This is a genomic window from Streptomyces sp. NPDC050617 (assembly GCF_040654795.1).
Classification (GTDB): domain Bacteria; phylum Actinomycetota; class Actinomycetes; order Streptomycetales; family Streptomycetaceae; genus Streptomyces.
The window spans coordinates 61,782-77,173 of record NZ_JBFAIS010000037.1; the positions used below are offsets into that span (position 1 = coordinate 61,782).

A 15,392-nucleotide genomic window follows, 5' to 3' on the forward strand; every position below is an offset into this window, starting at 1 on the left:
GATGGTCTCCTGAACCTTGCGAGGAGGCCATCCCATGTACGAACCGATCCGCACCAAGTCGGTCCACTCCATGGCCGAGCCCGCCGACGCACGCGGCCGCGGCCCCAGCCGCTCCCGCGAGGAGGAGCTGGACATCCGGCTCGCGGGACACCTCACCGCCCTGCTGACCGTGACCGACGAACTGCGGGCGGAGTCGGACGGGCCCGCGGCCGCCGAACTGGACGACGCGGCCCGCCGCATCGCCGGCGCCGCGGCCCGGCTGCGCGGCGGCCGCGCCCCGCTGCGGGCCGCCCCGACGACGGGCGGCACGCCCGGCCCCGCGGCCCGTACGGCGGCGCTGCACCAGCGGGCGCACATGCTCGCCGGACAGGCGCTGGTCGTCGCCACCTCCCGCGCCGACGAGGCGGGGACGGCGCTGGCCGCCGAGCGGCTGGCCGTGCACGCCGAGGCGCTCGGCCTCACCGAAGCGGCCTGAGACCGAAGCGGCCTGAGGACGCTCCTCGAAGGGGAGCGTTGAAAACAGCGATTGAAAAAGCGTTTGAAAAACGGAGTCGTCTTAAGACGCTCGCGGAAAACAACCCACAGGACCACAACCCACAGGACCACTGCCGCACCACCCGGCCGGGCCGGGACCGCGTCCCCCGCGCGGTCCCGGCCCGGCCCCTTCGTCCCTTCGCCCCTGCGGGCCCGCTCAGCCCAGGCGGCGCACCAGCGCCCGGTACTCGTCCCACAGCTCCTTGGGCGTGTGGTCGCCGAAGGTGTTGAGGTGCTCGGGGATGAGCGCGGCCTCCTCGCGCCAGACGTCCTTGTCGACGCTGAGCAGGAAGTCCAGCTCGTCGGCGCCGAGGTCGAGGCCGTCGGTGTCGAGCGCGTCCGGCGTCGGGAGCACGCCGATCGGGGTCTCGACGCCCTCGGCCCTGCCCTCCAGGCGCTCCACGATCCACTTCAGGACGCGGCCGTTCTCGCCGAAGCCGGGCCAGACGAACTTGCCCGCCTCGTTCTTGCGGAACCAGTTCACGTAGTAGATCTTCGGGAGCTTCGACGCGTCCGGCTTGTCGGCGCCGACCTTGAGCCAGTGGCCCATGTAGTCGCCCATGTTGTAGCCGCAGAACGGCAGCATCGCGAACGGGTCCCGGCGCAGCTCGCCGACCTTGCCCTCGGCCGCGGCGGTCTTCTCGCTCGCCACGTTGGCGCCGAGGAAGACGCCGTGCTGCCAGTCGAAGGACTCGGTGACCAGCGGCACGGCCGAGGCGCGGCGGCCGCCGAAGAGGATCGCCGAGATCGGCACGCCCTTGGGGTCCTCCCACTCGGGCGCGATGATCGGGCACTGGCCGGCCGGGACGGTGAACCGGGCGTTGGGGTGCGCCGCCGGGGTCCCCGACTCGGGCGTCCAGTCGTTGCCCTTCCAGTCGGTGAGGTGCGCGGGCTGCTCCTCGGTCATGCCCTCCCACCACACGTCGCCGTCGTCGGTGAGCGCGACGTTGGTGAAGACGGAGTTGCCCCACATGGTCTTCATGGCGTTGGCGTTGGTGTGCTCGCCGGTGCCGGGCGCGACGCCGAAGAACCCGGCCTCCGGGTTGATCGCGTAGAGCCGGCCGTCCTCGCCGAACCGCATCCAGGCGATGTCGTCGCCGATGGTCTCCACGGTCCAGCCGGAGATCGTCGGCTCCAGCATGGCGAGGTTGGTCTTGCCGCAGGCGCTCGGGAACGCGGCCGCGACGTACTTCGGCTCGCCCTGCGGCGGCGTCAGCTTGAGGATCAGCATGTGCTCGGCGAGCCAGCCCTCGTCGCGCGCCATGACGGAGGCGATGCGCAGCGCGTAGCACTTCTTGCCGAGCAGGGCGTTGCCGCCGTAGCCGGAGCCGTACGACCAGATCTCGCGGGCCTCGGGGAAGTGCGAGATGTACTTGGTGGAGTTGCAGGGCCACGGGACGTCGGCCTCGCCCTCGGCGAGCGGGGCGCCCAGGGTGTGGACGGCCTTCACGAAGAAGCCGTCGTCGCCCAGCTCGTCCAGGACCGCCTGGCCCATCCGGGTCATGGTGCGCATGGAGACGGCCACGTACGCGGAGTCGGTGATCTCCACGCCGAGCGCCGAGAGCGGCGAGCCGAGCGGGCCCATGCAGAACGGGACGACGTACATGGTCCGGCCGCGCATCGCCCCGCGGAAGATGCCCCGCTCCCCCGTGAAGATGTCCCGCATCTCCGCGGGAGCCTTCCAGTGGTTGGTGGGCCCCGCGTCCTCCTCCTTCTCGGAGCAGATGAACGTACGGTCCTCGACGCGGGCGACGTCCGAGGGGTCGGATGCGGCGTAGTACGAGTTCGGGCGCTTGATCGGGTCGAGCTTCTGGAACGTGCCCCTCGCGACGAGCTCCTCGCACAGGCGCTCGTACTCGGCCTCGGAGCCGTCGCACCAGACGATCCGGTCCGGCTCGGTGAGGTCGGCGATCTCATGGACCCAGGAGAGGAGCTCCTGGTGGTTGGTGGGGGTGCTGGGAGCCGCATTGCTGCGCGCCACGATCGCTCCGTCCCGCCGGAACCGCGCTGCTCCGGCGTCAGAAGTTGAGGGTTGAGCAGACCCTTGCCGCACACATGCCCGCAAGATGTCCGCATTTGACGTTAGTTGCCCCATGGGGGCCGCGACCCGGACGCTTCGTGACCGCTCATCCGGTGCCGACCGCACTCATTTGATCATCCGACCAGGGGTGCCGTCTGTCCAGGGGGCGCACTCGTGACCATCGCCACGCAGAACTGACCCGTAACCTACGGTGCCGTAGCTAGCATTGGCCGCATGACCTCCGCCCCTCCCGACGCCGCCGCCGTCCCCTTTCCGGGAGAACCAGCGACCCCGCCGTCCACCGTGAAGCCGAGGCTGCGCGGCTGGCTGCACGCCGGCATGTTCCCGGCCGTGCTCTTCGCCGGGGTCGCGCTGACCGCGCTGGCCGACAGCACGCGCGGCCGCGTCGCGTGCGCGATCTTCACGCTCACCGCCTGCCTGCTGTTCGGCGTGAGCGCCCTCTACCACCGCGGCAACTGGAGCCCGCGCACCGACGCGGTGCTCCGCCGACTGGACCACGCCAACATCTTCCTGATCATCGCGGGCACCTATACGCCGCTGACCATGCTGCTGGTCCCCGGCACCCGCGGGCAGGCGCTGCTCTGGGCCGTCTGGGGGGCGGCGCTGGCGGGCATCGCCTTCCGCGTCTTCTGGATCGGCGCACCGCGCTGGCTCTACACCCCCTGCTACATCGCGATGGGCTGGGCCGCCGTCTTCTTCCTGCCGGACTTCCTCCAGGCGGGCGGGATCGCGGTGCTCGTCTGCGTGATCGTCGGCGGGGTGCTCTACAGCGCGGGCGGGGTGATCTACGGGATCAAGCGCCCGAACCCGTCGCCGCGCTGGTTCGGCTTCCACGAGGTCTTTCACTCGCTGACGCTGGCCGCGTTCGTCGTGCACTACGTCGGCATCTCGCTGGTGGCCTATACCCACGCGTAGCACCCATTCCCCAGCCCTCCCCTGTGGCCGCGCCCCGATCCGGGTCGCGGCCACTCGCCTGTCCGGGGCCGCCTCCAGGCCGCACCCCCCTCATCGAAAATGACAGACAATCCAAATTGACAGCACTAATCTTTTGAGAGTTACTGGCACTTGAAGCCGACTGTCAAAGACCTCTGGAGGGCTCCCATGGGCGCGCCGACGCAAGACCGCCCCGACCCCCGGCGCTGGTGGGCGCTGGGCGCCATCGTCGCCTGCATGCTCGTACTCGGCTTCGACGGCACGATCCTCAACGTCGCGCTGCCGACCATGGCCTCGCAGCTCGGCGCCAGCACCGGCGAGCAGCAGTGGATCGCCGACTCCTACCTCGTCGTCCTCGCCGCCCTGATGCTCCCGGCCGGGCTCCTCGGCGACCGCTTCGGCCGCCGCCGGATGCTCATCACCGGCCTCGCGATATTCCTCGCCGGCTCCCTGCTGGGCACCGGCGTCGACGCACCGGGCCTGGTCATCGCCGCCCGTACGGTCATGGGGGCCGGCGCCGCGCTGATCATGCCGCTCGCCATGTCCGTACTGCCCTCGCTGTTCGGACCCGACGAGCGCGGCAAGGCCGTCGGCGCGATGTCCGCCGCCTCGGCGCTCGGCATGCCGCTCGGCCCGATCATCGGCGGCTGGCTGCTCGACCACTTCTGGTGGGGCTCGGTCTTCCTGATCAACGTGCCGCTGGTCGCCATCGGCATCGCCGCCTGCGTCTTCCTGCTCCCCGAGACCAAGGACCCCGCCTCCCCCAAGGTCGACACGGTCTCCAGCGCCCTCACCGCCCTCGGCCTGGGCCTGCTCGTCTTCGGCGTCATCGAGGGCCCGCAGCGCGGCTGGGGCTCCGCCGTCGTCCTCGGCGCGTTCGCGGCGGCCGTGGTGCTGCTGGCCGCGCTCGTCCTGCGCGAGCGGCGCTCCGCCCGGCCGATGCTCGATCTGACGCTGCTGGGCGACCGCGGCTTCCGGTGGAACGTCATCGCCGCGACCCTGGTGACGTTCACCCTGATGGGCCTGCTCTTCGTGCTGCCGCAGTACCTCCAGGTAATCCAGGGCAACGACGCCTTCGGCACCGGGCTGCGGATGATGCCGATGATGGCCGGGCTGCTCGTCGCCTCGCGCGGCGCCCCGCCGCTGGTCGCGCGGTTCGGACCGCGGACCGTCATCTCCGGCGGGCTGTTCGTCCTCGCCTTCGCCGCGCTGCTCGCCTGCGACACCCACCTGGGCGACGGTTACGGCACGGTCGTGGTCTGGCTGCTCATCACCGGTTTCGGGTTCGGCTTCGCCCTCATCCCCGCCATGAGCAACGCCCTCGGCGCGCTCCCCCGCGACCGCGCGGGCAGCGGCTCCGGGCTGCTGATGACGCTGCGCCAGGTCGGCGGGGCCATCGGCGTCGCGGTCCTCGGCAGCCTGCTCGCCGCCGCGTACCGCTCCCACCTCGACACCGGCGGGCTGCCGCACGACGCCGCCCGCGCCGCGGGCGAATCGGTAGTCGGCGGCCACGTCGTCGCCGCCAGGCTCGGCGACGCGGCGCTGCGCCACTCGGCGGACGCGTCGTTCGTCGACGGCATGAACCTGGCGCTGCTGGTCACCGGCATCGCCGCGCTGGCCGCCGCCCTGCTCGTCGCGGCGTTCCTGCCCAATGCGCGGCGAACAGGGCGCACGACGGCGACCACGGTTGCTCCGATGGAGTCAACGGCCCCGACAGCCCCGACCGGCACTGCCGCCCCGAAGGCCCCGGTCGGCACTGCTGACACGACGGTCCCGACCAACACTGCTGACACGACAACCTTGTCGCTCCCGGCCGGCACTGCCGTCCCGAAGACCCCGACCGGCGCCACCGCAACAACCGTCACCAGCGAAGACATGGCCCCCGCCCCCGTCGATGCCGGACAATGAGCCCCATGGCCGCCGCACCCACGACACCCGAGGCGCGACCCGAGCCCAAGCTCGGGCTGCGCGAGCGGAAGAAGATCCAGACCCGTCAGGCGATCCGCCGGGCCGCCTACCGGCTCTTCAAGGAGCAGGGCTACGACGCGACGCCCGTCGACCAGATCGCCGCCGCCGCCGACATCTCCCCCAGCACCGTCTTCCGCTACTTCCCCACCAAGGAAGACATCGTCCTCACCGACGAGTACGACGCCCTGATGGAGGCGGCGCTACGGGCCCGGCCGCCGGGCGAGGCCCCGCTGGAGTCCATCCGGCAGAGCATCCTGACCCCGCTGCGCCAGGTCTTCGAGGGCGAGTGGGAGGAGATGATCGAGCGCACCAGGCTCCTCCAGGAGGTGCCTGCCCTCCGGGCCCGCTCCAACGAGAGCATGGCCGAGTCCGGGCGGGTGCTGGCCGGCGTGCTCTGCGAGCGCACCGGCCGGCCCGCCGGCGATATCGAGGTGGAGGTCCTGGTGGGGGCGGTGTTCGGCGCCTTCGAGGCGGCGCTGATGCACTGGGCCCGCAACGGCCATCAGGAGGATCTGATCACCCTCATGGAGCAGGCGCTCGACGTGCTCGGCCGCGGGCTCACTCTCTGAGCGCCCCCGCGTACGGGGTTGCCCGCCCCGGCTCCCGCGGCCCCTCCCCCACCTGGTCCGCGAGCCGCCGGCGCAGCTCCGTCAGCCGCTCGATACGGGCGTCCAGGTCGGCCAGCCGGCGTCTGATCACCTCCTCCACGGCGGGACAGGGGCCGGCGCCGGCCGCGGCGAAGAACCGCTGCCCGGCGCCGTCTCCGGCGGGCGCCCGGTCCAGTCCCTCGGCGGGCGCCCGGTCCAGGCCCTCGGCGGGCACCCGGTCCAGTTCCTCAGCGAAGGACCGCACGTCCCCCACGGTCAGCCCGGCCTCCAGCAGCCCCCGTACGGTCCGTAGCCGCCGCACGTCGTCCGGCCCGTACAGCCGGTGGCCCGACGGTGTCCGCCGCGCCGCGAGCAGCCCCTGCTGCTCGTAGTAGCGCACAGCTCGCGGTGTGAGCCCCGCGGCGGCCGCCGCGTCGCCGATCCGCATCCGGTCCTCCCCGCCGAGGACTACATCTCCACCAGCACCGCGCCGATGTGACGTCCCTCGGTCAACTCCCTCAACGCGCGAGGGGCCGACTCGATGCCCGAGAGCCGCGCGTGCGGGAAGGTCAGCGTGCCGTCGCGCAGCCCGCGGCCGAAGGCGCGGTGCCACTCGGGGATCACGTCGAGGTTGTCGTAGAGCGCCCCTCCGCGCAGCGTGATGCCGTTCGCGACGAGAGCGAGCGTGTCGAACGTGGCCAGCGCGCCCTCCCCCAACTGGCCGGAGAGCGCGCCGATCAGGGCGATGCGGGCGCCCCGGTTGGCGACCTTCACGGCCTCCTGGAGCTGCTCGCCGCCGACGTTGTCGAAGACCGCGTCGATGCCGTCGGGGGCCGCCGCGCGCAGTTGCTCCTCGATGGGTCCGGCGCCGCGGAGGACGACCGCGTCGTAACCCAGTTCCTTGGTCAGTACGTCCGCCTTGGCCTGCGAACTCGTCGATCCGATGACCCGCGCGGCGCCGCGCAGCCGGGCGATCTGCCCGGCGAGCGTGCCGACCCCGCCGGCCGCGCCGGACACGAACACCGTGTCGCCGGAACGGACTTCGGCGGTGCGCACGATGCCCATGTAGGCGGTGGGGCCCTGGGAGAGGTACGCGCCGGGGTCGGGCAGCAGGTCCGGATCAACGCGCTGCGCCTCGCCCTCGGATACGACCGCGTACTCGCGCCAGCCCGCGGACTGCGTCGTGACGAGGTCGCCGGGCGCGAACCCGGTGCCGGACCCGGCGACGGCCACCTCGGCGACGGACGGCCCCGTCAGCGCCTCCCCCAGCTTGAAGTGCGGCATCGGGACGGGGCTCTCCGCGGCCATCAGCGTCCGCATCACGGCGGCCACGGCCATGGTCTTGTTGCGTACGAGCAGCTCACCGGGGCCGGGCCGGGGAACCGGAACCTCGGCTATCTCGAAATGCCCGTCGGTCAGCCGCCCTTCGACGTGTGCGGCGAGGCGGACCTCGCGGTGGGTTGCGGGAATGGACGCGGTGGTCATGTGCGGACTCCTCGCGGGACGGATGGATTCGCCATGACGCTAGATCTTGACGCGCACGTCAAGTTCAAGTGAATTGGCGAACCGGGTTCCCGAGGGCGCAGGCCTGGCACTCACTAGCTGCCTACCTGCGCGCCCCCATCCCCATCCCTGTCCCCGTCTCCGTCCCCGGGGGTCCGCAGCAGCCCGGCCAGCACCTGCGGATCGGCGGTGGGCGCGTCGCAGGCGAAGTGCCGGCAGACGTACGCGGCCGGCCGGCCGTCGAGCAGCGGCCGGTCGGCGAGCAGCGGCACCTCGGGGGCGTCCGGCTCGCCGAGGGCGACGACCGCGCCGGGGGCGGTGGACAGCAGGGCGGTGCGGTGCAGGCGCCGGGTGGCCGGGTCGTCGTACGGGCCGACGACGGCGATTTCGCGGGGCCCGTCCAGGAGCGCTTCGGCGGCGGCGAGGCCCCAGCCGATGAACCGGGGCGCGCGCGGGCCGAGCGCCTTGACGACGCCCAGCGCCCGTTCGGCCGCCTGGCGGTGCGGGGCGCTGCCGGTCACGGCGGCGTACGACAGGAGCGCCCCGGCGGCGGCGGTCCATCCGGAGGGCGCCGCGTTGTCGGTGGGGTCCTGGGGCCGTCGGATCAGGGCCTCGGCGTCGGCGGCGGTGTCGTAGAGGGCGCCGTCCTCGGCGGTGAACTGGATGAGGACGGTGTCCAGGAGGAGCCCCGCGAAGTCGGTCCACACGCCTTCGCCGGTGACCGCGGCGAGGGCGAGGAAGCCCTCGGCGACGTCGGCGTAGTCCTCCAGGACTCCGGCGTGGGAGCCGGCGACGCCGTCCAGGGAGGTGCGGAAGAGCCGCGCGTGCCAGTCCATGTGGGTGCGTACGAGCAGGTCGGCGGCGTCGGTGGCGGCCTGGACGAGGTCCGGGCGGTCGAAGTACGCGCCGGTCTCGGCGAGGGCGGCGACGGCCAGCCCGTTCCAGGCGGCGACGATCTTGTCGTCGCGCCCGGGGCGTGGCCGCTCCTCGCGCGCCGCGAGCAGCCTCTCCCGTACGGACGTGAGCCGCCCGGCGTCGAGGAGCCGCTCGGTGTCGGGGAGCTGGAGCACGGACGCGCCTTCTTCGAAGGTGCCTTCCTCCGTCACCCCGAAGTACTCGGCGGCGAGCCGCCCGTCGTCGTCCCCGAGGACCTCGCGCAACTGCTCCGGCGTCCACACGTAGTACGCGCCCTCGACGTGCCGGCCGCTCCCGTCATCACTGTCGGCGTCCAGCGCGGAAGCGAACCCGCCCTGCTCCGTACGCAGCTCCCGCACCAGGAAATCCGCGGTCTCCAGGGCGACCCGCCGAGCGAGATCCGACCCGGTGGCCCGCCACAGATGGGCGTACACGCGGCACAGCAGCGCGTTGTCGTACAGCATCTTCTCGAAGTGCGGAACCACCCACTCCGAATCCACCGAATACCGCGCGAACCCACCCCCGAGCTGGTCGTAGATCCCCCCGCGAGCCATCGCCTCACAGGTCGCCCCGGCCATCTGCACAGCGGCCACGGACCCCGTCCGCGCATGATGCCGCAGCAGAAACTCAAGAACCATGGACGGCGGAAACTTAGGCGCCCCGCCGAACCCGCCCCGCACGGAATCGAACTCCCGGGTGAGCCCCATGAGGGCAGCGTGCAGATCCTCGGCAACGGGCGGCTGCGCCCCGCCGACGGCCAGCGTGCGCTGAGCGAGGTCCCGCACAATCCGCCCGGCGACCTCCCCCACCTCATCCCGCCGCTCCGCCCAGGCGACCCGCACCCCTTCCAGCACCTGCCGGAACGACGGCATCCCATGCCGCGCCTCGGGCGGGAAGTACGTCCCGAAGTAGAACGGCTCCGCCTCCCCGGTCAAAAACACGGTCATGGGCCACCCGCCCTGCCCCGTGGCCGCCTGCACCGCCTCCATATAGACCGCGTCGATATCGGGCCGCTCCTCACGATCGACCTTGACGGAGACGAAGTGCTCATTGAGAAACGCCGCGGTGACCTCATCCTCGAACGACTCATGAGCCATCACATGACACCAGTGGCAGGCTGAGTAGCCGACTGATAGCAGTACGGGCACATCGCGCCGTCGGGCTTCCTCGAAAGCCTCCGGCGTCCAGGGCCACCAGTCCACCGGATTGTCAGCGTGCTGAAGCAGATAAGGCGAGGTCACACCAGCCAACCGGTTCATACGATCCAGCCTCTCACGCCGCCGCAGTTCTGTTCAGACTCGGCGCCCTGGCTGGGGGGGCAAGTACGCTGGACCGAGCAGCACCGGACCTGACGGACATCCTCGAGGAGGTACGCCATGAGCGCCGAGATGGTCGCACCCGCGTGGATGCACGCGCAGATCAGCGCGGAGCAGTACGACTCCTGGTCCGAGGAGCAGTGCGCCGGCATCGAGATCGTGGACGGGATGGTCGTAGTGAGCCCGAGCGCCTCCAAACGGCACAACCGGCTGGCCCGGATCCTGGCCAATGCCTTGGACGTCGCCGCGGGCCCGGACTGGAACGCCGACACGGACTTCGACGTCCGACTGCAGGACGTTCCACTCACCAACCGTCGCCCGGACGTCATCGTCTACCGGTCGGAGACCATCGACCTCACGCCCACACGCCCGGAACACGTCCTCCTGGTCGTCGAAGTCGTGTCGCCCGGCTCGGAGACCACCGACCGGATCGTGAAGGTGGACCAGTACGCCAAGGCCGGCATCCCCTTCTACTGGCGGGTCGAACAGGCCGCTACCGGCGTCCCGATCATCTACACCTACGTTCTCGACCCCGCCACCAAGGCCTACAGGGACGGCGAGATGTTCACCGGCACGATCAAAACTGCGGCGCCCTTCGCCGTGACCGTGGACCTTGGAACCATCTGACAAGCGCTGGAGAAATATCTCTTCATGACTGAAGCCTTCTTGGCCCCGGGCCCCGCCTGAGGGCTGAGAAACTCGCGCGGCGGTCGGCGCCGGCGGACCTGTGGTGGCACCCGTGCAGGTAATACGTAAACACCAAGGGCCCCCTCCGACCCGATGGATCTCCGGGGCCCTGCGGGGCGCTCACGCTATATCGCGGCAACGGGCAGGGGTGGGCTCGCGGGCGGTGAACTGGGCAGCCTCCCCATAAAGCGCCCAAAAAGCTTCACCCTCAAGACGATGCGCCTCTGTCGGCGGCTCCTTCCGTGTGTCCTTCCGTGTGCCGGCTGACGTCCTTCGCCATTGCGCCCAGGTGCCCCAGCGCCCCGGGAGCAAGTGTTGGGAGCAGAGGGATCGTGTAAGTCCACCCTTCGGACCTCAACAGCCCCAGCGTGATGTGTCGAGCCGTCGGCTCGTCGGGGAGGCTGCCACCGCCAGAGGCCCGAGCGAGCGCCAGACAGGTCCGGAGCGCCCGGTCGTCGGCGCCGCTGTCCGTGGCCAAGGCCACCCGGACACCGGCCAAATGCGTGGCGGCGAAACGGAACGCCGTCATTCGGTCGTCCGGCGTCCTCGCCGCGTCGGCATGCCGCCACACGGAAACGGGGTCGCCATCCACAGCGGCCAGCAAGGCCAGTTCCGCGGAGGGCTCCTCCCCCGGCTGGAGGGCGCGCCGCCATCTGTCGATCGAGCTGGCGACGACGTAGGCGTCTTCGTCGGGAAGGCAGCCGAGCCGGGCCAGCAGGGCGAGAACGGCCATCGAGCGCGTCGGCCACGACATGGCGGGGGCCGCCGCGTGCAGCGCGGCGCGGTGGAGAGCGTCGCTCAGTCGCGGGTCGGGGTGGCGGACGTCCGGGAAGGCGAGAAGCAGCGCCGCCAGTTCGGGGAGAGGGGCGAGTGGGCTGCCCTGGCCCCCGGCCTCGATCCGCCGCACCAGGGCCTCCACCAGGGGCCCGGCGACGCGTGCCGCCCCCTCGGGACAGTGCCGTACGAGCCCGGCGGCGACGGCCGTCAGCGCCTGCCGCCTCTGCGCGGCACTACCCCCTGTGGCCATCGCTGAGGCCGCGGGCTCGTCCCCGGTGTGGGCGAGCGCCTGGGCCACGGCGTTCGCCAGTTCGGGGGCAGCACCGTCGGGCAGCGCGCATGCCGCCGCTTGGGCGTAACGGGTGCCCGAGTCGCCGTAACCGGCAAGGGAGCACCCGAGGGAGAGGGCCGCCAGGTGCCGCGCGCGGTCACGTGTGTCGGGCAGGTTCTGCGCGAGCGCTTCGGCCTCGTCCGACTCGCCTGCCGCGCCCATGGCCTGGCACAGATCCACCGTCCAGTCACCTGTGGTGGGTGGGGTGTTCGCGGGCTTCGAGAGCTGGGTGGCAGGACGGTTCCGTAGGGCGGCCTCCAGTAGTTCTCGGCTACGCAGGAGGTTGCCCGCGCCCAACTGGTCATCCGCCTCTAGGGGTAGGGGATCGGCGGACGGGCTGGAGCTGGGGGAAGGCAGGCCAGCCGACCTCCTGTGGGGGGCTGGACGCCGGGGTGTCGGTTTGTGCCTGGTTGGGACCGCGCTCCGCGCGACTTCTGGCTCCGCCTGCGCTGCCTGGGCCTTTACGCGCCGCGTGCGCGCCTCCCTAAGAGAGTCGCGCTCCTCTTCCTTCTCGGCCTTGCGCTTCTCTTCCCACTCCTTACGCTCCTTGTCCCATGCCTCGCGCTCGGCATCCTTACCCCTGCGCTCCGCCCTCCTCTTCTCGTCTGCAACAGCCGCAGCCTTGCTCTCCAGCCGCTCCCTTTCGTCCTCGGCTGCCTCGACGGTCCACTGCGCCCGTTCCAACAGAGGGTCCCCGAGCACTCCGATGCGCAGTCCTTCGGGCAGGGTCTCCATGAGGCGTCTGATGGCGTCGAGGCCGCCCCTCATACCGCCCGGGTCGGCCACCGCCTCGGCAAGGCGCGCCAGCGTCCCGGCCAGTTCGCGGCGGAGGTGGGCCCGATCTTCTTCGGACAAGGAAACGGGGTCCCTCAGCGCTTCAAACGCCGTGCGCATCCGGGCCAGGGCCATTTGCGTCAGTTCGGCGGCCCGGCGATGCCGCTTGGCGGGCAGAGCGATGAGCGCCGATGCCGCTGTGGCCAGGACGTCGACCGCGCCCAGCCCGTCCGCGTCGCCGAGTTCCTCGCAGACGGCCTCGATACGATCACCGGCGTAGGGGCCGAGGGAAGGCGCGGCCCGCGCCAAGGCCCCCCAGAGGTCCACCGCCGCGGCCCGGGCACGCAGGCCACCCGCACTGAGCGTCTCCGCCCGGGCGCGCAACACCGCTACAGCATCCGCATCCCGCACCGGGTCCAACATCCCTGCCGCCTCGACGAGCGCTTCCGTCCCGGCCGCCGGATCCTGGAGCACCGCGAGGAGCAGCGGTCGGGCGGCGTCGGAACCGTTCAGCGCCGCGAGCGTGCGGGCGGCGCCGAGGAGCCGTGCGTACGACTCGGGGTCTCGGAAGGCGCCGGGAAAGCCCTGGTGCGCGCGGTCACGGGCCAGCCACTCGACTGCCTCTCGTACGACAGCGACGGCGTCCGGGTCGGCCCGCCCCGCGTACGCCAATTCCACCGCCACGTCCGCCAGGTGCACGGCCCTGGCGACCGTCGTGGGCGCCGAGCGGGCCAGTCCGCGTGCGCGCTCCGCGTCCCCCAGCCTGACGAAGAGGGAGGCGGCCCCGTCAGGCACGTCACGTGTTTCCTGGCGCAGCAGTGTCCGAGCGGCGCTGAGGGGTACGAGCGTCGCCAGTTCATCACCGTCGGACGAGGCGGCAGCCGCCCCGCCGACATCCGCCTCGAAAGCGACCAGTTGGGCAAACGCGGCGTCCGGCCCGGCCGTGGCGGCGAGGCGGCGCAGTCGAGGCAGGTCGAGAACGTACGCGGCGCGTTCGGCGGTGTCGGTCAGCAGACGGAGCTGATGCCCCAAGGGGTACGGCGGCGTACCGTCCGGCCAACCGGCCGCACGCCATCTCCGCGACCAGGTCAGCAGTTCGTGGGTGTGCCGCGAGATCCCTGCCGCACCCAAGTCCTCGCGCACCTCGCGGACGAGACGGGGGTCGGCAAGGGCATACGTCCGGGACACCGCGTCCTCGGTCACGAGGGCGCGCCCCGCCGGTCCCTGCGCCAAGCGGTCGAGGCGCTCCACGGGGAGCCCGGTCAGCTCAGCCAAGTCCGTCGTACGCAGGCCGCCGCCCGCCACGGCCAGCAGCCCCGCGACCGGTGCGCCGAGCACGGCGGCATCCGGCGGCGGTTGCCGGAGCAGCGGTACCCCTGCGACGGGGAGAAGGGTCCGCAGGTATCGGCTCTGGCGCAGTGGATGCCGTACTGGAGGCAAGTCGTCGGGGAAGCGCACACAACGCCGGAGGGAGACGATGACGCGCATGCCGGGTGGCGGACGGGAGGGCAGGAGCGCGGCGATGCTTCCGCGTACGGGCACTGCCTTGGGCTCGGTGGCATCGCCCCTGGACCCCGGCATACCGCTCGTACCGCTCGTACGGCCCTCGGCGGCGAGGCCCGACCAGGCCACGTCGTCGTCGAGCCCGTCGACGACAAGCAGGAGCTTCCGCCCGTAACGCGCGCTCTTCGCGGCGGCTTCGGCGAAGAGTGTCTTCCACCCCCGCACGTTGCTCGGAACGGGGCTCCCCTGCCTGCCGAGGAAAACGTCGATCTGATCGACGATCTCCTCCTCGAACTCGGCGCGAGTGTCCGTGCCGTGGGCTGCGGAGACGAAGAAGGTCAAGATGTCGGCGTCCGCCGGGGGTCGTCGGGAGACGTAGTCGGCGAGCAGTGCGGTCTTGCCCACGGGAGTATCGGCTTGCCAGCACAGATACGACGGCGCCTCGGCTCGGGAGTCCCGAACGAACGAGTTCATCTCCGTACGCTCGTCCGTCCGCCCCCGGACCTCGATCGCGGAGGTGTCGGGGGCCGCCTGGTGCAGCCGGACGAAGCGGAGGCCAGGGTTCTCACGCCGCCGGTTCGGGAGGATCTGGCCATCCCGCGCGCCCGTCGCTTCCTCCCGAGCCACGCTCAGGGCGGCTTCCCACTCAGCATCCGAGTACGCCGGGGAGCCGGAAGCATCCTGCAACTTCCGCACTACGGACCAGAAGCCACGCGCTCGCTCCGGTGAGGGAACCGTCTTCCCCTCAAGCCAGCCCTGCCATGTCGCGGGAGCGATCTCCAACCCCTCAACCACTGCTCCGGCACGCGGCTCCCCTGCGGCTTCCCACGCCCGTTCCAGCATGTCGCGCAGTCCGTCACGTGCGGGCCTCGACGAAGCCGCCACCGCCCCGCTCCCGTCCCTTGCTCGCTACCCGAAAACTCGGCCTTCGTCGTACGACTTCAGCAGGCCCCACCTGCGGAAATCGTGGCGCAACAGTCAGCGCAACTGTCCGTGGCCCACCACCGCCACGAGTCTGGAGCCATCGCCACAGCAGCCGAACCCGGCTCCCGACAGAAGGACAGCCCGTGCCTCAGCTCCCCCACCTTCTTTACTACACCGCCGCTTTGAGCGGATGCGCCGGCCTTCTCTACACGGGCGTCCTGTTCATCGTGGCCCTCGTCTCCGTCCTCGCCTCCGCACCCGAGCGACGCAAGGACGCGCGGACGACGCTCAGCATCCTCGTACGTCGGCGGTCGCGTTGAGGGGATGTATCAGGCGGCGCGCTATCCGGCCGTACCCGCGCTTCCGCGACATATTGAACCGTCAGGTCGACTGCCTACTCCTCTCCTTAACTCGGGAGCATGTAGTGCTCCCTGCTCACGGCTTAGTAAATAATTTTGCGTGTGACATCAGCAGGGATCTGGATGGCCTGAACTCGCCCACACGGCAAGGCACGTGATGTACAACTTCATCTGTGCCGCCATCCGCCCAGGCCGTGTCGGGACCGGTAGCTCCGCGACCGCGGAGCTACCGGTCCCGAC

11 protein-coding genes are annotated in these 15,392 nt (G+C 71.3%); 6 read left to right on the forward strand and 5 right to left on the reverse strand.

The window, feature by feature from the left end:
* Positions 1-34: 34 nt before the first annotated feature.
* Entirely contained in the window at positions 35-475 is a 441-nt protein-coding gene (locus AB0I49_RS34060; protein WP_363231063.1) for a hypothetical protein, read from the forward strand.
* A 216-nt stretch (positions 476-691) separates the two neighbouring features.
* Here the strand turns inward: AB0I49_RS34060 and AB0I49_RS34065 are convergent, their stop codons facing one another.
* Positions 692-2,515 (reverse strand): phosphoenolpyruvate carboxykinase (GTP), encoded by a 1,824-nt coding sequence (locus tag AB0I49_RS34065; protein WP_363231064.1) that lies wholly within the window; start codon positions 2,513-2,515, stop codon positions 692-694.
* Positions 2,516-2,788: 273 nt separating this feature from the next.
* On the opposite strand from AB0I49_RS34065, the gene AB0I49_RS34070 reads away from it, so the two are divergent.
* The 3 genes from AB0I49_RS34070 to AB0I49_RS34080 all read left to right on the forward strand — a co-directional run bounded on the left by AB0I49_RS34070 (position 2,789) and on the right by AB0I49_RS34080 (position 6,045).
* Positions 2,789-3,490, forward strand: coding sequence for a hemolysin III family protein (locus tag AB0I49_RS34070; RefSeq protein ID WP_363231065.1), 702 nt, complete (start codon positions 2,789-2,791; stop codon positions 3,488-3,490).
* Positions 3,491-3,676: 186 nt separating this feature from the next.
* Positions 3,677-5,416, forward strand: coding sequence for a DHA2 family efflux MFS transporter permease subunit (locus AB0I49_RS34075; protein ID WP_363231066.1), 1,740 nt, complete (start codon positions 3,677-3,679; stop codon positions 5,414-5,416).
* A 5-nt stretch (positions 5,417-5,421) separates the two neighbouring features.
* Positions 5,422-6,045: a TetR family transcriptional regulator gene (locus AB0I49_RS34080; protein ID WP_363231067.1), complete on the forward strand. Its 624-nt coding sequence runs from the start codon at positions 5,422-5,424 to the stop codon at positions 6,043-6,045.
* Here the strand turns inward: AB0I49_RS34080 and AB0I49_RS34085 are convergent.
* From AB0I49_RS34085 to AB0I49_RS34095, 3 genes are all read right to left on the reverse strand, one after another.
* On the reverse strand, positions 6,035-6,511 hold the full coding sequence (locus AB0I49_RS34085; RefSeq protein WP_363231068.1) for a MerR family transcriptional regulator: 477 nt from the start codon (positions 6,509-6,511) through the stop codon (positions 6,035-6,037). The genes AB0I49_RS34080 and AB0I49_RS34085 overlap by 11 nt on opposite strands.
* Before the next feature lie 20 nt (positions 6,512-6,531).
* The gene (locus tag AB0I49_RS34090; RefSeq protein ID WP_363231069.1) at positions 6,532-7,548 is read right to left on the reverse strand and encodes an NADP-dependent oxidoreductase; all 1,017 of its coding nucleotides are present in this window, start codon (positions 7,546-7,548) and stop codon (positions 6,532-6,534) included.
* A 113-nt stretch (positions 7,549-7,661) separates the two neighbouring features.
* The gene (locus AB0I49_RS34095) at positions 7,662-9,740 is read right to left on the reverse strand and encodes a thioredoxin domain-containing protein (RefSeq protein WP_363231070.1); all 2,079 of its coding nucleotides are present in this window, start codon (positions 9,738-9,740) and stop codon (positions 7,662-7,664) included.
* Positions 9,741-9,857: 117 nt separating this feature from the next.
* Between AB0I49_RS34095 and AB0I49_RS34100 the strand changes: the two genes are divergently transcribed.
* Positions 9,858-10,424, forward strand: a complete 567-nt coding sequence (locus tag AB0I49_RS34100; protein ID WP_363231071.1) for a Uma2 family endonuclease — start codon at positions 9,858-9,860, stop codon at positions 10,422-10,424.
* Between the two features lie 268 nt (positions 10,425-10,692).
* Here the strand turns inward: AB0I49_RS34100 and AB0I49_RS34105 are convergent, their stop codons facing one another.
* The gene (locus AB0I49_RS34105; protein ID WP_363231072.1) at positions 10,693-14,343 is read right to left on the reverse strand and encodes a hypothetical protein; all 3,651 of its coding nucleotides are present in this window, start codon (positions 14,341-14,343) and stop codon (positions 10,693-10,695) included.
* A 593-nt stretch (positions 14,344-14,936) separates the two neighbouring features.
* Between AB0I49_RS34105 and AB0I49_RS34110 the strand changes: the two genes are divergently transcribed.
* On the forward strand, positions 14,937-15,113 hold the full coding sequence (locus AB0I49_RS34110; protein WP_363231073.1) for a hypothetical protein: 177 nt from the start codon (positions 14,937-14,939) through the stop codon (positions 15,111-15,113).
* Positions 15,114-15,392: the final 279 nt, after the last annotated feature.